The sequence below is a fragment of the uncultured Alsobacter sp. genome, assembly GCF_945952055.1.
GTDB lineage: Bacteria > Pseudomonadota > Alphaproteobacteria > Rhizobiales > Beijerinckiaceae > Alsobacter.
Genome location: NZ_CAMFHB010000017.1, coordinates 12,901 through 31,283 on the forward strand (window position 1 = coordinate 12,901; position 18,383 = coordinate 31,283).

An 18,383-nucleotide genomic window follows, 5' to 3' on the forward strand; every position below is an offset into this window, starting at 1 on the left:
CCCTCACCCGTGATAGGGGTCGGCGGCATCGCGCAGCCCGTCCCCGAAGAAGTTGAAGGAGAGCACGGCGAGCACCACGGCCGCGGCCGGCCAGAAGAGCAGCCACGGTGCGGTCGCCACCGTGCGCACGTTCTGCGCGTCCTGCAGCAGCACGCCCCAGCTCACCACCGGCGGCTTCAGCCCGATGCCGAGGAAGGAGAGCGAGGTTTCCGCCACGATCATGGTGGGGATCGCGAGCGTCACCACGGCGAGGATGTGGCTCGTCAGCGAGGGCAGGATGTGCCGGAAGATGAGCCGGCGCTCGCGCGAGCCGTCGAGCCGGGCCGCCGTGACGAAGTCCTCGTTGCGCAGCGCGAGGAAGCGGCCGCGCACCTCGCGGGCGAGGCTCGTCCAGGCGAGCAGCGACACGATGATGGTGATGACGAAGTAGACCTGCAGCGGCGACCAGGTGACGGGGATCGCCGCCGCGAGGCCGAGCCACAGCGGGATCGTCGGCATGGCGCTCACCACCTCGACGAGCCGGCCGATCAGCATGTCGACCCAGCCGCCGTAGAAGCCCGCTAGCGCTCCGAGCACCACGCCGAGCATGAGCGACAGGCTGACGCCGATGAGCCCGATCGACATGGACACCCGCGTTCCGTAGATCAGCCGCGAGAACAGGTCGCGCCCCAGCCGGTCCGTGCCGAGCAGGTACATGGGATCGCTCGGCCGCAGCGGGCCGATCAGGTGCGTGTCCATGGGGATGAGGCCCCACAGCGTGTAGGCCGGACCCTTCACGAAGAAGCCGACGGGCACGATGCGGGTCTCGTCGACGACGAAGGTGCGCCGCAGCGCGACCTTGTCGATCTCGGTGCGGTAGCCCTTCACGTGCAGCTGGAAGGTGCTGGTGCCGTCGGGCTTGTTGACGAACAGGCCGAGGCGCTGGGGTGGGGCGAAGGTGTATTGCGCCCGCGACGTTTCCGGCAGGCCCGGCGCGATGACCTCGCAGAACAGGGCGACGAGGTAGAGGAGCACGATCATGGCGCCCGCCGCCATGGCGAGCTTCTGCCGGACGAGCTTGCGCGCGACCAGCCGCCACGGGCCGGCCGCGGCCGTGGCCATGGGGTCGGTGCCCTTGCGCAGGGGGGTGATGGCGGGTCCGGATTCCTCGGCGAGGGGGAGGGCGGTGGTGTCAGAGACGGACATCGGTGCCTCCGAGCGCCGCTGCACCAACCCCGCACCCAAACCCCTCATCCTGAGCCACGGCCCGCAGGGCCGTGAGTCGAAGGACGCACAACAGGGCCGCTGCGCCACTCCGCGTCCTTCGACTCGGCCGCTTTGCGGCCGGCTCAGGATGAGGGGCGTTGAAAGTGAAGAGGGAGAAAGCCATCACCGTCCTCTCAGCCCAGCCTGATCCGCGGATCGAGCAGCGCCAGCAGCACGTCCGAGACCAGCATGCCGACCAGCGTCAGCGCGCTCAGCAGCAGGATGAAGCTTCCCGCGAGGTACATGTCCTGCGAGACGAGCGCCCGGAAGAGCAGCGGCCCGGCGGTCGGCAGGTTCAGCACGATGGCGACGATCGTCACGCCCGAGACGAGGTGCGGCAGCACCCAGCCCAGTGCCGAGACGAAGGGGTTGAGCGCGATGCGGACGGGATAGATCAGCACCACCTCGTGCTCGGGCAGGCCCTTGGCGCGGGCTGTCAGCACGTAGGGCTTGTTGAGCTCGTCGGTGAGGTTGGCGCGCAGGATGCGGATGAGGGCGGCGGTGCCCGAGGAGCCGATGATGATGATCGGGATCCACAGATGTGCCAGCAGGTCGACGAACTTGTCCCACGACCACGGTGCGTCCGCGAACTCGGGCGAATAGAGCCCGCCAACGCTCTGACCGAGCCAGGCGAAGGCCACGTACATCAGCACCAGCGCCAGGATGAAATTCGGGATGGCGAGGCCGAGGAAGCCGATCAGCGTGAAGACGTGGTCGCCGATCGAATGCCGCTTCACGGCCGAGTAGAGGCCGATGGGGAAGGAGACCACCCAGACGAAGACGAGGCTCAGGATCGAGATCAGCAGGGTCGAGCCCATGCGTTCCCAGATGAGCTTGGAGACCGGCTGGTTCCACTCGAAGGAATAGCCGAAGTCGCCCCGGCTCAGGATGCCCCAGATCCACTTGAAGTACTGGACGTAGAAGGGCTGGTCGAGGCCGTAGATGGACTTCAGCAACTCCACCTGCGCCGGGTCGATGGTCTGCCCGCTGTCCGACATGGTGGCGAGCAGGGAGGTCAGGTAGTCGCCCGGCGGCAGCTCGATGATCAGGAACGAGATCAGCGACATCCCGAACAGCGTCGGGATCATGTAGAGGATGCGGCGCAGGATGTAGCCGGCCATGCGGGACCTCCCTCCCGGCGCTCAGGTCCAGGCGAGGTGCACGACCTCGACGCGCTCGACGGACGGCACCTTCACCGTGGCGCGCCCGCCGGCCACCTCGACCGGCACGTCCCTGTCGGCCACGAGCAGGCGCGCCTTCGCGCCCGAGCGGCCTTCCGGCAGCGCCACCGACACGGTCTGGGGCGGCAATGGCAGGACCTCGCGGGCCGGGCCCTTCAGCATCATCGGGTTGGTGAGGTTCATCAGCGACACGGCGAGGCCGGCCGCATCCTCCCGGACCGAGAGGTCGACGATGCCCGGCCCCTCGACGGTGACCCGCGATGGCGTGCCCAAGGCCCAGCGCACGGCGTTGCCGATCAGGCGGGAGTGGTCCGCGGCCAGCACCTCCCAGAAGATCTCGCCGATGTTCCAGGGAATGTAGACGCTGCGCCCGCCATGCCCCGTGTCACGCGCCACCACGGCCGCGCCGCGCGGTGCCTCGCGGGGATAGACCTCCTCCATCGGAAGGTCCGGGAAGTCGGGGACGTAGAGGAAGGGCTGCGACGCCCCCGCGGCCGGTTCCACCGCCAGCAGCCGGGTGCCGCCCATGATGCGGTTGGCGCCGTCGTAGCCGGCGCTGACCGGGTGGTCGCCGTTCAGCGCCACGTAGGTATTCTTGACGATCCCGCGCGGCCCCGATCCGAACGTGATGCCCAGCACGTCCGCGAGGCCGAACTCCGCGCGCTTGTTGCCGACGGCATCCCGCAGCGAACTCTCGTACGCGGCGACGATGCTGCCGCCGCGCTTCACGTAGTCGCGGATCGCCTGGCACTGGTCGTCGGAAAGGCACGAGACGTTGGCGAGCACGATGACCTTGAACCGGTCGAGGTTTTCCGCCGTCAGAGCCTGGTCGGAGAGGAGCTCGAAGGGCAGGCGGGCCTCGACCAGCGCATGGTAGAAGCCGAGGTCGTGGCTCTCGGCCTTGTGCCGGTCCTCCGGCGCCCAGTGGCGGAGCGTCGTGGCGGGGTCGATGACGGCGATTTCCGCCACCGGCGCCATGGCGCCGACGACGGGCTCGAGCTTGGCCTGCAGCGAGAAGGCCTCGGCGACCGGCGCGACCCAGCGCTTGTCCGGCACCACGCCGTTGAACTTGGTGAACCAGGCCGAGAGCCCGTGCACCGTGCCGTCGTTGATCCAGAGCTGGATTTCCTCGGGCGCTGTCACCGCGTCCTTCCAGCGATACTCCTCCTCGGGTCCGATCGAGGTGATCAGGACCACCGGGCGGTCGGGGAAGGTGGCGCGGATGCGCTTGCCGTTGCGCCCGGCCGACCAGCCGACCTCGACGCCGTGCCGGCCCTGGTGGTCCACCACAAGGAAGGGGCAGTGCTTCGTGATGACCTTGAGGTCGAACTCCATGAGCGAGGCGCCGCTCATGTTGGGGATGAAGCTCGCATGCGGGCGGATCGCCTTCACCGCGTCGTCCCACTGGGCGATGACGTCGGTCAGCACCTTGCGCCGCCACTGCGTCCAGGCCTGCCAGGCGGGATCCGACGCGTCGGCCTTGAGCGGCAGATCGTGGCCGGAGAAGTCCTTGAAGCGGCGCCGGCTGTCCTCGCCGTAGTCGATGCCGTGGCCCTGCCAGCGGTTGGCGAAGATCGCGTCGATGTCGTACTCGCGCACGATCTCCTTCACGATCTCCGGCATGTACTCGCTGTTGTAGGCGCCGTAGGCGTTCGTCACCCAGATGTCCGGATAGGCCCAGTGCCGGCGCGGCGTGCCGTCCGCATTGACCTGCACCCAATCCGGATGGGCCTTGGCCGCATCGTCGTGGATCGCGTGCGGATCGACGCGCGCCATGACATGCATGCCGAGCTTGCGGGCGCCTTCCACCAGCGCGCCGAAGCTGTCCTTCCCGCCCAGGAAGCGGCTGACGTAGTGGTAGGGCACCTTGCTCGGGTAGTAGGCGATGTAACCGCCGGCGCTGATGCAGGTGGCGTTCGACTTCGTGCGTCGGAAGACCTCGATCCAGAACTCGGGATCGAACTTCTCCGGGTCGTCCTCGACCAGCGTCAGCTGTGTCCAGCGGGTCGCCGTGCGGTACCAGTCGGCGGTGCGCAGCGTGGCGGAAGTCGTGCCGGTCATGATGGGTCCTGACGCCGGATGAGCGATGCGAGAGGCGCTCCCCGCCGCTCAGGCGGGGAGGCGAGACGGGGCAGGCGCCGGGCTCAGCTCTTGAAGAACTGCTCGGGCCGGGTGGGGCCGGGCGTCGGCCAGCCGAAGGAGTTCGGCATCGTCTTGGTGACGTTGCGCATGTTTTTCTTCACGACGCCGTAGCCGTCGGGCGGCACCGAGACGCCGAAGACGTAGAACTCCTCCGCGGCACCCTGGAGCAGCTGCTTCATCAGCGCGACACGCTCCTCGTCGCTCGAGGTCGCGGTGAGCTTGTCGTAGATCTCGAGCTGCTTCTTGGTGGAGGCGGGCGGCTCGACGGCGCGCGCATTGTTGCGGTCGCGGTACCAGAGCTGCCAGCCCGGCGCGTAGAAGGAGTTGTTGTCCTTCGGCACGTAGTAGCGCGGGTCGAGCATGGCGGCGATGCCGCCATTGGCGCCGAAGATGTGGCAGGTCGCGTCGAAGTCGCGGCCCTGGCGCACCCGCGTTTCCCACAGCGAGCGGTCCATCGAGCGGAACTGCGCGTCGATGCCGACCTCCTTGAACATCGGCATCACGAGCTGCAGCATGTCGAGGAAGACCGTGCGCGCCTGGTCGATCTCGAAGATGATCGTGAGGCGCCGGCCCTTCTCGTCGAGCCGGAAATTGGCGCCGTCGCGCTTGGGCACGATCTTGTCCAGCATGGCGTTCGCCTTGGCCGGATCGTAGTCGATGTACTGCGTGGCGAGCTGCTCGTTGTAGAGCGGGTCACCCTTCTTGATCGACGGCTGCGCCGGCTCGCCCTGGCCCACCAGAACCGCGTCGATCAGCGCCTGCCGGTCGACGGCGAGCGACATCGCGGCCCTGAAGTCGCGGTTGTTGAACAGGACGCGCTTGGTCTCGTCGTTGTGGTTCAGGTTCAGGATGAAACACATCGTGTTCGCATCCGTCTGGGTGAGCGTGTAGAACTCGTAGCCGCCCTTGTCGCGGGCGTCGTAGAGCACGGCCTTGTTGGTGGGCGTGCCGATATACTGGTCCATCATGTCGATCTCGCCCTGCATCGTCTTGAGCAGCAGGACCTGCGGATCGGAGACCATCTGGTAGACGATGCGCTCGAGGTAGGGGAGCTGGTTCCCCTCCGTGTCGACCTTCCAGTAGTAGGGGTTGCGCACCGCGATGGCGCGCTCGGTGTTCTCGCCGGGCGCCACGGTGAACATCCAGGCGTTGAGCGTCGGCTTCTTCGAGGAGTTGAGGAAGAAGGCGTTGTCGTCCTGGAAGCCGGCCGCGCTCTGGAACGAGGCGATCCAGCTGTCGAAGCCGCGGCTCTTGGCGAGGTCGTTGGCGGCCGGATTGTAGTCGATGTGGAACTGCGACAGGTAGTGCTTGGGGCAGCGGGCGGTCTGGTCGTTGTTCACCCAGGCGACGTTCAGCGGGAAGAAGCCGTTGGGCTTCTCGAAGATGACGCGGAAGGTCTGGGCGTCGACGATCTCGAGCCTCGCCGGCTTGCCGTCCTGCTTCCAGTGGTCCTGCCCGACGAAGGCGACGCGCTTGTCGGTGAGCACGGCGTCGTACCAGAACTTCACGTCGTCGGTGGTGTAGGGCTTGCCGTCGGACCACTTGAGGCCCTTGCGCAGGCGGATCGTGTAGACCTTGCCCTCCTTGTCGCCCTCGAAGCTCTCGGCGACGTTGGGCGTCACGCCGGACCAGTCGGGCGTGTAGCGCAAGAGCGGCTCGTAGGCCTGGTAGCGGAACAGCATCGACAGCGAGCCGCCGCCGACGAGCGCATGGTTCCAGTCCCCACCGTAGCGGCCGACCCGCTCCGTGGGCTTGATGACGAGGGGATTGTCCGGAAGGCGGTCCTTGAGCGGGGGCAGGGCGCCCTTGTCCACCAGCGCCTTGAGGCTCGGCGCCTCCTTGTAGTCCATCGCTGCGAAGGCTGTGCGCGGTGCGAGAACGAGCGCGGATCCGGCCGCGACGAAGCCGCGGCGGCTGATCGTCACCATGGGTTTCCTCCCCTTCAGGGCGCCCTCTCCGGAGCGCAGGTTGTTAGGGTAGGGTGAGGTTGCGCCCGCAAGTTTGTTAGGTAAAGAGTTAGGTTGAAAGAATTTCGGGGAGCGGGTCATGGCGCGTGTGACGGTGCGGGCGATCGCCGAGGCTTCGGGGCTTTCGGCCTTCACCGTGTCCCGGGCCCTGTCGGGCAAGGGCGGCGTCAGCGAGGCCACCCGCCGCGTGGTCCGCGACCTCGCCGACACCATGGGCTATCGCGGGCAGGCGGCCGCCGAGGGGGACGTGGGCCTCGTCTTCCACGACCAGGACCCCGTGAACGCCGACCTGCAGGTGCAGATGCAGAACGGCGTGCAGCGCGAGGCGCAGCGCTGGGGCCGCTCGGTCCGCATCCACTGGGGCCACGACCCGGCCCAGATCCGCCGCTTCGCCAAGGCCAACCGCGGCATCCTCCTCGTCGGCCCGCACGCGCCGGAGACCATGCAGGGCATCCTCGACGACGGCTCGCCTCTCGTGCGCATGGGCTGGCTCGACCCGCTGGCGCCGGTCGACCACGTCAGTGGCACCAACCGCGAGGCCGGGCAGGCCGTGGGGCGCTATCTCGTCGGCCTCGGCCACCGCCACATCGGCTACGTGCAGGGCCGCACGGGCCTGCGCGGCCGCGAGGAGCGGCTGCGCGGTTTGCGGGATGTCGCCGAGGCCGTGCCGGGGCTCGAGATCCGCAATCTCTGCTTCGAGGACCAGGGGCTCTGGGCGGTTCTGGAGCGCGAGATGAAGGACGGCTTCGCGCCGACCGCGCTCTTCTGCGCCCACGACGCGCTGGCCGTGCAGGCGATCCCGGTGCTCATGCGCCAGGGCTTTCGCATCCCCGAGGACGTCTCGGTCGTGGGCTTCTCGGATTTCCCGGTGGCCACCCAGATCTCCCCGCCGCTGACCACGGTGCGCGTTCACGGCGCCGAGATCGGCGCCGCCGCGCTGCGGCTGCTGCTGGACCGGATCGAGGGCAAGCTGCCGCCGGGCTCGCCGGCGCGGCGGGTGCAGATCGTCGAGACGCTGGTGGAGCGGGGGTCGAGCGGGCCTGCGCCGACGGGGCGGCGCCGTGGTAAACGCTAGCGCTCTCTTTCAACCACTCCCAGCTCCCTCATCCTGAGCCGGCCGCAGAGCGGCCGAGTCGAAGGACGCACAGCGGTGCAGCTCGACCCTGGTGCGTCCTTCGACTCGCGGCCCTGCGGGCCGCGGCTCAGGATGAGGGGCTTTGTGGAATGGGAGCCCCCCTCACGCCGCGTCGGGCATCCGCTCGATCAGCTTGTCCAGCGTCACCGGATAGTCCCGCACGCGCACGCCCGTGGCGTTGTAGACCGCGTTGGCGACGGCCGCGGCGACCCCGCAGATGCCGAGCTCGGCGATGCCCTTGGCCTTCATGGGCGAGGACATCGGATCCGCCTCGTCGAGGAAGATCACCTCCTGGTGCGGGATGTCGGCATGCACCGGCACCTCGTACTGGGCGAGGTCGTGGTTGACGAAGAAGCCGGCCCGCTTGTCGACGACGAGCTCTTCCAGGAGCGCCGCGCCGACACCCATGGTCATCGCGCCGATGACCTGGCTGCGCGCGGTCTTGGGGTTGAGGATGCGGCCGGAGGCGCAAACGGCGAGCATGCGTCGGACCCGGATTTCCGCCGTCCAGGCATCCACCGCCACCTCGACGAAATGCGAGCCGAACGTGGACTGCTGCGCCTTCTTGGAGATGTCGCCGAACTCGATCCCGTCCTCTTCCACGAGTTCCCCGTCCTTCACGGCCTCGGTCAAGGCGACGCTGCGTCCGCCCGCATTGACCTGGCCGTCTGCGAAGGTGAGGTCCGCCTGGTTGAAGCCGAGCTTGCCCGAGACGGCCTCGCGCAGCTTCACGCAGGCGGCGTAGACGCCCGCCGTCGAGCAGTTGCCGCCGAACTGGCCGCCCGAACCGGCCGACACCGGGAAGCTGGAATCGCCGAGGCGCACGGTGACGCGCTCCAGCGGCACGCCCATCATCTCGGCCGCGGTCTGGGCGATGATGGTGTAGCTGCCGGTGCCGATGTCGGTCATGTCCGTCTCGACGACGACCCCGCCCTGCGGCGTGAGCCGCACGCGGGCCGCCGACTTCACCGACATGTTGTTGCGGAACGCGGAGGCCATGCCGTGCCCGATGAGCCAGCCGCCTTCGCGCGTGCTGCCTGGCCTTGCGCTGCGTCGGCTCCAGCCGAACTTTTCGGCGCCCAGCCGCAGGCACTCCACGAAAGGCCGCTGCGAAAAGCGGCGCTGCCCGTTTTCCGCGCCGCTCTTCTCCGCCTTCGGGTCGTCCGGCACGACCTGCGTGTCGTTGCGGATGCGGAATTCGACCGGGTCGATCCCGAGCTTCTCCGCCATCTCGTCCATGGCGATCTCCAGCGCCATCATGCCGGTGGCTTCGCCGGGCGCGCGCATGGAATTGCTCTCGGGCAGGTCGAGGGTCTCCAGCCGCGTGGCGGTCATGCGGTTGGCCCCGGCATAGAGCATGCGCGTCTGGTCCACGGCCCCGTCGGGCTTGCCGCCCTCGAGGTCCGCCGACCAGCATTCGTGGCCGATGGCGGTGATGACGCCGTCGCGGTTCGCCCCGATCCGGATGCGCTGGATCGTGGCCGGCCGATGCGTCGTGTTGTTGAAGATCATGGGCCGCTGCAGCGCCACCTTCACCGGCCGTCCCGCGGCGCGGGCGCCGAGCGCCGCGAGCAGGGCGTCGGCCCGCAGGAAGAGCTTGCCGCCGAAGCCGCCACCGATGAACGGCGCCACGACATGGACGTCGTCCGGCTCGATCCCGAGCGTCTTGGCGAGGTCCTTCTTTGTCCAGGCGACCATCTGGGTCGACGTGTAGAGGGTGAGCTTGCGGCCCTCCCAGAAGGCGAGGGAGGCGTGCGGCTCCATCATCGCGTGGGATTCGTCGGGTGTGGTGTAGGTCTCGTCGAGCGTCATGTCGGCTGTGCCGAACGCGCTCTCGAAGTTGCCCACGGCGGTGTCGGGCGGCGAGTCGTTGACCTTCTCGGGCTTCTCCGCGCCGTTGCGCTCGCCCGCCAGGTCGAAGGCCCCCTTCGCGCGCTCGTACTCCACCTCCACGAGGACGGCCGCGGCGCGGGCCTGCTCGAAGGTCTCCGCCACCACGAGCGCGATGGCCTGGTGGTAGTGCTCGATCTCCGGACCGCCCAGCAGCGTGGCGGTGTTGTGCTCGCCCTTGCCGAGCTTGCCGGCGCTCTCGGCCGTCACGACCGCCACCACGCCCGGCGCGGCCTCGGCCCGCGCGGTGTCGAGCCGACGGATGCGGCCCTTGGCGATGGTCGCCCCCACGATCACGCCGTGCGCCTGGTTCGGCGCCGCGCCGTGGTGCTCGTAGGCGTAGGGCGCGCGGCCGGTGGTCTTCAGCGGGCCGTCGATGCGGTCGAGGGGCTTGCCGACGATGGTCAGCCGATCGATGGGATTGGTTTCGGCGGGGGTGTCGAACTTCATGGGTCAGCGCCTCGCGTCGGTCAGCACCGCGCCGAGCGTGCGCTCGACCAGCGGGATCTTGTAGGCGTTGTCGGAGGTGGTGCGGGCACCGGCGAGCAGGGCCGCCGCGGCGTCCTTCGGGCCGCCCGTGAGGGCTGCCTCGGCTGCTTCCACCCGCCATGGCTTGTGCGCGACGCCGCCGAGCGCCAGCGCACTGGCGCCATTGGGCCGGATAACCGCGGCGACGGATATCAGCGCGAAGGCGTAGGAGGCCCGGTCGCGGACCTTGCGATAGATGTGAACGCCCCCGTCCGGCGGCGGCAGGGTGACGGCGGTGATCAGTTCGCCGCGCTCCAGCACCGTCTCGAGGTGCGGCGTGTCGCCGGGAAGTCGGTGGAAGTCGGCGATCGGGATGCTGCGCGTCGTCCCGTCGGCCTTCACCGTCTCGACGACGGTGTCCAGCGCCCTGAGCGCCACGTTCATGTCGCTCGGGTTGGTGGCGATGCAGGCGTCGCTCACCCCGAGGATCGCGTGCTGCCGGCTGTAGCCTTCCAGCGCCGAGCAGCCGCTGCCGGGCTCACGTTTGTTGCAGGGCTGGGCCGTGTCGTAGAAGTAGGGGCAACGCGTGCGCTGCAGCAGGTTGCCGGCCGTCGTCGCCTTGTTGCGCAGCTGGCCGGTCGCGCCCGCCAGCAAGGCCCGGGCGAGCACGCCGTAGTCGCGCCGTACCCGTTCGTCGGCGGCCAGATCCGTGTTGCGGACCAGGGCCCCGATGCGGATGCCGCCCTCGGGGGTTTCCTCGATGCGGTCGAGGTCGAGCCCGTTGACGTCGACGAGGTGGGCCGGCGTCTCGATCTGCAGCTTCATCAGGTCGAGCAGGTTGGTGCCGCCGGCGATGAACTTGGCATCGGGCCGGCGGGCGGCTGCCGCGGCGGCTTGCGCCGGGGAGGCGGCGCGCTCGTAGGAAAACGGCTTCATGCCTTCCTCCCGGCCACGTCGGCGATGGCGTCCTCGATGTTGGAATAGGCGCCGCAGCGGCAGATGTTGCCGCTCATGCGCTCGCGCACCTCGTCGTTGCTGATCTCGGGCTTGGCCATGAGGTCGGCCGTGACGTGGCTGGGAATGCCGGCCTCGATCTCGTCGAGCACCGCCACCGCCGAGCAGACCTGGCCCGGCGTGCAATAGCCGCACTGGTAGCCGTCGTGCCGCACGAAGGCGGCCTGCATCGGGTGCATGCGCTCGGGCGAGCCCAGCCCCTCGATGGTGGTGATCTCGTCTCCCTCGTGCATCAGCGCCAGCGACAGGCAGGCATTGATCCGGCGCCCGTCGGCGATGACGGTGCAGGCCCCGCACTGGCCGTGGTCGCAGCCTTTCTTGGTGCCGGTCATGTGCAGGTGCTCGCGCAGGAGGTCGAGCAGGGTCGTGCGGGTGTCGAGGTCCACGCTGTGGCGCGAGCCGTTGACGGTGAGGTTGACCGTCGCGGTGAAGGGATCGTGCGCGCCCGCCGGCGTCCGGCCCGCCGTGGGAGCCGCTCCGGCTGCGGCCTGGGCCTGGGCCACCGTGCCCGTTGCGGTGAAGGCGGCTCCGGCCGCGGTGGCGACGAGGAGTTCCCGCCGGTTGACCGTGTCCGGTCCCGAGGGCGTTCGCGCGGGCTGCATGCGGGTCTCCGTGGGGCTGCGAAGGGCGGGTGCGCGCAGGCACAGCCGCGCCTCAAGGCGCGGGCGCTGCCCGTGCGGTTCGCCTCTAGAACCCGCTTCGACGCAGTTCGTTCGCGAGAAACCCGCGGCCTCTTTGCCGCATCACTCCAGCGGGGCCGACGCCCAGGCCGCCATCAGCCAGCGTCCCTTGTCGTGCCCCCACACGCTGAAGAACCGCGTGGCCGCGCTGATCGGGCGGCCCTCCACCACGAGCTCGTTTCGGGCGATGCCCTGCCGGACCACGGCGCCGCCCACCACGTGGGTCCGCACGTCCTCCAGCCGGCTCGCCAGGAACACGACCCGCCCCTCGTGGAACTGGGGCAGGTAGCTCGCCTTGCTGTCGATCTTGCCGGAGGCGTGCTGGTAGACGAGCGTCTCGGCCAGGCCATCGGCGAAGGCCGCGTAGTCCTTCGCCAGCAGCGCCGCGATCCGCCGCGCGTCCGCGTCCTCCGCGCCCCGGCGCATCTCGTCCTCGGTCATGGCGTCCTCCCCTGGGCCGCCCCGGCCCTTCGCGTTTCTCCCCCGATCCTGGCACGCACCGGACCGCCGCCACAACGGCGCCATGTCGCAACGAAACCCCCACGCCCGCCATTGCGCGGAGCCCCGCGCCCGATTATTGATCGCCCGCCGTCGCCTCGCGCGCCGGCGCATGCTGGGGCGTCGCCAAGTGGTAAGGCAGCGGATTTTGATTCCGCCATACGGAGGTTCGAATCCTCCCGCCCCAGCCAGGCTCACCTAAGTCATTGAGTTTGCAGGTTCCACCCCGTGGCTGGGGAGGAATTCGCAGCTTTGCGCCACACGGGTGTGCCACACCCTGTACCACATTGCGGGGTCCCGCATGGCCATGGCTGCCCACGTCGTCCGCAGGGGCGCGGTCTATCACTGGAGGCGTCGCACGCCCTCCCAGCTTGAACATTGCGTGTCACGGAAGCATCTTTGTCTAAGCCTGAGGACATGGGATCCGGCCCTCGCCCGCCGCATCGCCGTGTGCCTCGACGCCAGGCTGGAGGAGATCGTGCTGAGGCCCGACGCGCCACATCTGTCGACGAAGCAGCTCGACGCGCTCTTGAGGACGGTCGTGCAGGACCACCTCGCGCGTCTGCGCACGGCCGCGGCCGTCGCCAAGGCGGATGCGACGGTCCCCTACGACGCGGCGGCCGAGGCGCAGGTGGACCTCGCGATGGCGTGGGTCTACCGCCTGGCGGCCGAGCGGGGTCCGGCCGTGACGATTTCCGAGGCCGATGTCGCCTGGATGCAGCGCGAGGGCCTTTCTGACGCGGTCATCGGCGACGTGCACACCCGCCTCAGCTTCATGCAGCGGCGCGGCATGCTGTCAGTGAAGCCGCAGCGCTTGTCGGCCTTCCTCGAGACCGTTGGCGCCGAAACGACGGCCGTAGGGATTGCACAGGCTCATGAGATCTACCTGCTGGGCATGAGCGAAGCGCTGTTCCGGCAGGCGCGCCTGCGCAGGGAAACTTCGGCAAGCGTTTCTGCGCTCGTCGATCGTTTGATGGCGATGCCGGATGAGAGCCTGGGCCCGGCTGCGGCGCCTCGGTCGGGTATCGAGAGCGTGCAGAACGCCTCGACACCTGTTGTCGCTCAGCTTGTCGACCCTGCGCCCGTGTCCCCGCCCGAGGCGCTTCCCCCAGCCCCCCCAAGCGTTGATGCACCCCAGCTGTCGGGTATGTCGGTGACGGCGCTGGGCGAGAAGCTCGCCGATTATCGCGTCAAATTCAAAAAGTGGGACGAGAAGACCCGCCGCCAGGCGGCATCCATCTATCGCCTCCTGGAGAGGTTCCTGTCCGAGAGCTACGGCTACACGGCGGTGGAGAACGTCCAGCAGAAGCACCTTGCCGGGTTCGTCTCATTCCTCACCTTCCAGCTGCCGCACACCTACGGGAAGAGCCCGAAGGACTTCCAGTGCTCGATCGCCGATCTCCGCGCCAAGGACGCAAAGGCGAGGGGCGTGAAGGGAGCGACGCTGAACCGGCATCTGTCCAATCTCACCCAGCTTCTGGCCTTTGCCCGGGCCGAAGGGCTCGCCATCCCCACCGATCTGTCGCTCACGGGACTTCGCGCGCCGGACAACAAGGATACGCGAGCCCGCGACATTCGCCCGAAGCCTTCCGCGGATGCTTGCCGGGCACTCTTCTCGCTGCCGCCCTTCACCGGCTGCCTGTCATGGCAGGAGCCGGTCGAACCAGGCGACAGCCTCTATCACCGCGCCCTCTATTTCGCCGTGCTCCTGCTCTACTACAGCGGTGCACGGCGCGAGGAGATCTGCGGCCTCGACGTGTCGGACGTGATCACGGACAACGGCCCCACGCCCTACATTCACATCGCACCAAACAATCATCGACGCATCAAGAACACCCAGTCCCGGAGGAGCATTCCACTGCACCCGGAAGTCGTCCGCCTCGGCTTCCTGGACTACGTGGCCCGCATCCGGGATCTCGGCTACGATCGTGTCTTTCCGGACATCTACTCGCCTACGTCGCGATCGCCCTCCGGCGACCGGCTCTACGACGAGCTCGTGCCCATGCTGGGGAAGCTCGGAAAGGACAGCAAGTCGATCGTCATCCATTCCCTTCGACACGGCTTCAACAACTTCCTCAAGCAGAAGGAGGTCAACCTTGAGGTCCGGGAAGATCTGATGGGCCATGTCGGACGAGGCGAGACCTCCGAGCGCTACTGCGAAGCCTACAAGATCAAGACGTTGCTGAAGTACGTGATGAAGCTGCATGTCGTGACCGCCCACCTGCAGCCTCGGCCGATCCGGTTGCTGCCGTGGGTGGAAGAGAAAGTTGTGCCGCCATGGTCGAGGGCGGCTAAGAAAGTTGGGGCGCACAGGAGTAAGCTGGAGTTGGTCTGAAGCTGAGCCCTGGAGCTAGGAGGGCAGGTCGGCTATGCGCCAGGAGCGGAAGTTCTGAGCCCCTGTCCAGCCGCCCGTCTGAAGGGGCCAGATCCAACCATCTACGCTAGCCTCAAAAGACAGGCGATGATATTCATTTCACGAAGGTCAATCTGTGACAGAGGGAATTTATGCAACGTCGAGCTGAGTTCCGCCCGTTTAGCTGGCTACACGACCTTTGGAAGCGGGGTCAACTAGATTTATCCCCTCCGTATCAGCGGCGTAGTGTTTGGCCTGATCGCTTCCGAAGCGATTTTGTAACAACTGTACTGATGAACTATCCATGCCCGGCAATTTTTTTATTCGAAGAAATTCGCAACGACGGATCATTTGTATATAAAGTAGTGGATGGAAAGCAGCGGCTTACCGCACTGTTTGATTTTGTATCTAACGGAATACAAATTGCGGAAGATTACCCTAATCAATCCCTGCGTGGTCGCTTGTTCGATGATCTGGATACGGAAATCCGATTGCTCGTTTGGCGCTACTCATTTTCGGTGGAGTTCATCGAACAGGAGAATGAAAGTCTAATAAATGATATTTTCAATCGCATCAACAAGAACGTCGCAAAGCTGTCGCAGCAAGAGTTGCGACACGCGATGTTTTCCGGACGCTTCATTACGGCGGCCGAAGAACTGTCGGAGCGACTATCTGAACTATTACCTTCAAATTTTCCCAACATTGTGTCTCAATCAAGGCGGCAAATGAAGGATGTAGAAAACACGGCAACGATGCTGCTTTTCATTGAGAGTGGAGAAAAGTCGACATCTCAGGCAGATCTTGATGCGGCGTTCCGAGATCGGGAAGAGGAGTGGCCGGAGGAGGCCGCCGTTCGCTCGGCCTTCCTACTTGCAGTGAACTATATCAAGGAGATAATATCGCAGCCGGGAGCAAGCCAATTAACTGGAACAAGGCTTCGCAATCAGGCCGACTTCTATTCACTGTTTGCCGCTATAGTTGAGCTCCAGCGCAATGGCCAAGTGCCCAATCCTGACATTGTTGCGGAGAGGCTGTCAGAATGGTCTTCCGAACTGCGTCAACATGAAAGAGACGCGAGACCAGTCGCATCCGATCACCCAGTGCGACGTTACCTAAATGCAGCCCGGGCTGCATCGAATGATGCAGGGCCGCGTCGCATTCGAATAGATATTGTTAAGAGCGTAATTTTAGGAGGCGCGCTTGAAAACGCTTGAGCAGGCGTTTGCGGAGCAAGTTACAGTTATCTCGACAGTTGAGAGCCTTGCTCGTGAGATTCTTGCTCCCTACTGCAGCCAGAAGAACTATCTGCTGATCGGACGCTCAAAGACGCTTGATTCGCTTCGAGACAAGATAGAAACGGGCAGGTACCCAGATCTCCAAAGCGTTGATGATCTGGTAGCTTTCTCCGTTGTGATTGATACCTCGAAACAAGAGAGCGATGTCCGACGCTACGTGAGGAAAAATTTTAATCTTATAAATATTAGGGCCGGCTCTACACTGCAGGATGAGAGGATTTTCGACTTCGATTGCACGCGAATATATTGTAAACTCGAAGACAAACTTGGATTGAATACACCTATCTTCGATTTTGTGTTCGAGATTCAGATCAGGACGTTACTCCAGCATGCTTGGTCAAAGATCACGCACCCTTTAGTCTACAAATCCAGGGGCTTCGATGCAAAGGCCGGGCGCCTAGCTGCTGAGCTCATGGCACAACTGGAAGCAGCAGATCGCGATTTTTCTCGTTTTAAGACAACATCTAGAACTGTGAAATTGGTGACCCGAAAGGATATGTCTGCATGCTCAATGATAACGGAAATGATCGACAAACTCGTCGAGGAAGACGTTATTCCAAAAGAACTGCGGCCATCAAACGGACGGCGTCTCGGTGAGAATATTTTTCAATCAATTCGACGCGATAAAAGACATAACATTGGCCCTGTGATTTCAATTCTTCGCGAGTTTTTTCTGAGTCAAAAAGGCCAATTTCCGCTTTCTACGACGCTTTTCCAGTTATCTATCGTTGCACTCTATACAAATGAACTACTTGAGAAAGGAAGCGGGAACAGGCCTCGAAGATATTACATAACATCCGATCTGGTCAGCCTTTTTCCGATAGCCGCTGAGATCCCTAACCCAGTCGTGATTTGACTGGCGGCCGGAGAAGCAGGGCTCCATTTTGAACGTCCGCTCCGGGTCATCTCCTGCCCTGCCGCTAGCGACGGGCGGCTAGTCCCGATCCGGCGCGCCGAGCGGGAAGTAATGGCGGTAGGGACGCCCCTCCTCCACCGCCCGCGCGACCGAGGGCCTCTCCAGCAGTTGCTTGCGATAGTCGAGGAGCCAGGGATGGATCGGCCCGATCCGGTGCACCCAGTCGGCATAGAACAGCGACGGCGCTGCCGCGCAATCAGCCAACGACCAATGCTCCCCTCCCGCCCAGCTCCGCCCCCGGAGCCGCGCTTCGAGCCAGCCATAGGCAGTCTCGAGCGCCTCTGCGGCGTTTTCCCGGGCCTCTGGGAGCCGATCGGGCGAGCTGCGCAGTGCTTCGGCCACCGCGCGCTGCACGGGTGTCATCACGTACAGGTCGAAGAAGCGATCAAGCAGCCTAACCTCGAGGGCCGCCTTAGGCTCGTCGGGCAGAAACCGCACCGGGCCCGGACGCGTCTGGTCCAGATACTCGATGATGATGCTCGTCTCGACGACGGTGTCAGTCCCGTCGACCAGAACGGGGAACTTGCGCTCGGGCCACAGCCGCATCAGTTCGTTCGCCGCCCCCTCGTGCTCCATGTGCCGGTAGGTGAAGGACACCTCGTTCTCCCACAGCGCAATGAGCACCTTCTGGGAGTAGGAGGAGAAGGGGTGAGCGTAGAGGGTCAGCGACATCTGTCTCGTCCTCCAAGAGCGATCGGGTGGCCAGCAAGTATGCCTGGTCTACGCGACATGCTCCAAAGCAAGGACGGACGAGATCGACGGGCGCCGACATCTCGGGCATAGCTCCGCCACACGTTGCCCCACTGCCAATGCCTCCCCCAGCTCCGCGGCAGCAGAAGGCTACAGGGGGACCGGACGTTCCCAAATGCCGCTCCGGGTCAAAAGCAATCCGATCTTCCAGCGCGGCATGCCGAAGGTTATCTCGGCGACGCATTCTAAGCGTCGGGTTCCGGCAGCGACCAATACGACCGTGGAGGCGATAACGCCGGACGAGAAGGTGAGGGCTCAGCGGACGTCGTGAAGACGGCCACGCCCACAACGTGTCCAAGGCGGCCATGGCTTCGGTGCAAGCACTGATGGACGACGGAATGAAGCTGAAGGAGCTGAGCCCGCCGCAGGATCTGAACATGACCGGCTTCCTGGCCGCCGCGATGATCATGGTGAAGAGCACGGATGCCGTCGACGATCCGCAGGAATCGACCTGTAGGTGATCTCGGCCAATGAGACCACGGGCCTGTAAGTGATGCGCCTTTCCGGGCCGGGTGCGGTGAAGACCTACGGCAAGGCAACCACCCCATCGTCGACAGCTTCAAGCCGGTGAACTCACCGGAAAGGTACCGCGCGTCACGTCACGGCGCCGGTTCGCCGCATGGATTTCCGGTCATGGCGCCCTCGTCTGCTCAGGTCGACACGGACGCCGCCATGATGGCACGGGCTCCTGGATTGTCTGGTTCTGGGGACGCGCAAATGCAGGGACCTCATCACGAACTCTGCAAGCGCGATTTTTCGTCCCCCCGTTACTCCATCACTGTGTAACCTTTTTCCTGAATTGGATAACGCAAATCCTCGCGTGTTGTCGGCGCTCGTCTGGGGCGCGTT

General features: G+C 65.7%; 14 protein-coding genes and 1 tRNA gene. 6 read left to right on the forward strand and 9 right to left on the reverse strand.

Features of this window, described 5'->3' with window-relative positions; all coding sequences use genetic code 11:
* Nucleotides 1-3: 3 nt before the first annotated feature.
* The 4 genes from Q0Q47_RS14280 to Q0Q47_RS14295 form a co-directional block, all read right to left on the reverse strand.
* Nucleotides 4-1,185, reverse strand: coding sequence for an ABC transporter permease (locus tag Q0Q47_RS14280; protein WP_293860867.1), 1,182 nt, complete (start codon nt 1,183-1,185; stop codon nt 4-6).
* 194 nt (nt 1,186-1,379) lie between these two features.
* Nucleotides 1,380-2,366: an ABC transporter permease gene (locus Q0Q47_RS14285; RefSeq protein WP_293860870.1), complete on the reverse strand. Its 987-nt coding sequence runs from the start codon at nt 2,364-2,366 to the stop codon at nt 1,380-1,382.
* 21 nt (nt 2,367-2,387) lie between these two features.
* Nucleotides 2,388-4,487, reverse strand: a complete 2,100-nt coding sequence (locus Q0Q47_RS14290) for a family 10 glycosylhydrolase (RefSeq protein ID WP_293860873.1) — start codon at nt 4,485-4,487, stop codon at nt 2,388-2,390.
* An 83-nt stretch (nt 4,488-4,570) separates the two neighbouring features.
* Entirely contained in the window at nt 4,571-6,496 is a 1,926-nt protein-coding gene (locus Q0Q47_RS14295) for an ABC transporter substrate-binding protein (RefSeq protein ID WP_293860876.1), read from the reverse strand.
* A gap of 118 nt (nt 6,497-6,614) precedes the next feature.
* Here Q0Q47_RS14295 and Q0Q47_RS14300 point away from each other — a divergent pair, with 118 nt between their 5' ends.
* Nucleotides 6,615-7,610 carry a LacI family DNA-binding transcriptional regulator gene (locus Q0Q47_RS14300; RefSeq protein WP_293860879.1) on the forward strand — a complete coding sequence of 332 codons (996 nt, stop codon included), beginning with the start codon at nt 6,615-6,617 and terminating at the stop codon, nt 7,608-7,610.
* A gap of 162 nt (nt 7,611-7,772) precedes the next feature.
* On the opposite strand, the gene paoC is transcribed toward Q0Q47_RS14300, so the two are convergent.
* From paoC to Q0Q47_RS14320, 4 genes are all read right to left on the reverse strand, one after another.
* Complete coding sequence (paoC, locus tag Q0Q47_RS14305; protein ID WP_293860882.1) at nt 7,773-10,010, reverse strand: aldehyde oxidoreductase molybdenum-binding subunit PaoC; 2,238 nt, start codon at nt 10,008-10,010, stop codon at nt 7,773-7,775.
* Between the two features lie 3 nt (nt 10,011-10,013).
* Nucleotides 10,014-10,964, reverse strand: a complete 951-nt coding sequence (locus tag Q0Q47_RS14310; RefSeq protein ID WP_293860885.1) for a xanthine dehydrogenase family protein subunit M — start codon at nt 10,962-10,964, stop codon at nt 10,014-10,016.
* Nucleotides 10,961-11,644 carry an aldehyde dehydrogenase iron-sulfur subunit PaoA gene (gene paoA / locus Q0Q47_RS14315; RefSeq protein ID WP_293860888.1) on the reverse strand — a complete coding sequence of 228 codons (684 nt, stop codon included), beginning with the start codon at nt 11,642-11,644 and terminating at the stop codon, nt 10,961-10,963. The genes Q0Q47_RS14310 and paoA overlap by 4 nt, the downstream gene beginning before the upstream one ends.
* 141 nt (nt 11,645-11,785) lie before the next feature.
* Nucleotides 11,786-12,163: a nuclear transport factor 2 family protein gene (locus Q0Q47_RS14320; RefSeq protein ID WP_293860891.1), complete on the reverse strand. Its 378-nt coding sequence runs from the start codon at nt 12,161-12,163 to the stop codon at nt 11,786-11,788.
* A gap of 173 nt (nt 12,164-12,336) precedes the next feature.
* On the opposite strand from Q0Q47_RS14320, the gene Q0Q47_RS14325 reads away from it, so the two are divergent.
* From Q0Q47_RS14325 to Q0Q47_RS14340, 4 genes are all read left to right on the forward strand, one after another.
* Nucleotides 12,337-12,411 (forward strand) — tRNA-Gln (locus tag Q0Q47_RS14325).
* Nucleotides 12,412-12,521: 110 nt separating this feature from the next.
* On the forward strand, nt 12,522-14,555 hold the full coding sequence (locus Q0Q47_RS14330) for a DUF6538 domain-containing protein (protein WP_293860894.1): 2,034 nt from the start codon (nt 12,522-12,524) through the stop codon (nt 14,553-14,555).
* A 170-nt stretch (nt 14,556-14,725) separates the two neighbouring features.
* Entirely contained in the window at nt 14,726-15,787 is a 1,062-nt protein-coding gene (locus Q0Q47_RS14335; RefSeq protein ID WP_293860897.1) for a DUF262 domain-containing protein, read from the forward strand.
* Nucleotides 15,774-16,724: a hypothetical protein gene (locus Q0Q47_RS14340; protein WP_293860900.1), complete on the forward strand. Its 951-nt coding sequence runs from the start codon at nt 15,774-15,776 to the stop codon at nt 16,722-16,724. The genes Q0Q47_RS14335 and Q0Q47_RS14340 overlap by 14 nt, the downstream gene beginning before the upstream one ends.
* 78 nt (nt 16,725-16,802) lie before the next feature.
* On the opposite strand, the gene Q0Q47_RS14345 is transcribed toward Q0Q47_RS14340, so the two are convergent.
* A complete protein-coding gene (locus Q0Q47_RS14345) occupies nt 16,803-17,456 on the reverse strand; it encodes a glutathione S-transferase family protein (protein ID WP_293860903.1) in 654 nt (217 codons plus the stop codon).
* Nucleotides 17,457-17,824: 368 nt separating this feature from the next.
* Here Q0Q47_RS14345 and Q0Q47_RS14350 point away from each other — a divergent pair, with 368 nt between their 5' ends.
* Nucleotides 17,825-17,995 (forward strand): hypothetical protein, encoded by a 171-nt coding sequence (locus Q0Q47_RS14350; RefSeq protein WP_293860906.1) that lies wholly within the window; start codon nt 17,825-17,827, stop codon nt 17,993-17,995.
* Nucleotides 17,996-18,383: the final 388 nt, after the last annotated feature.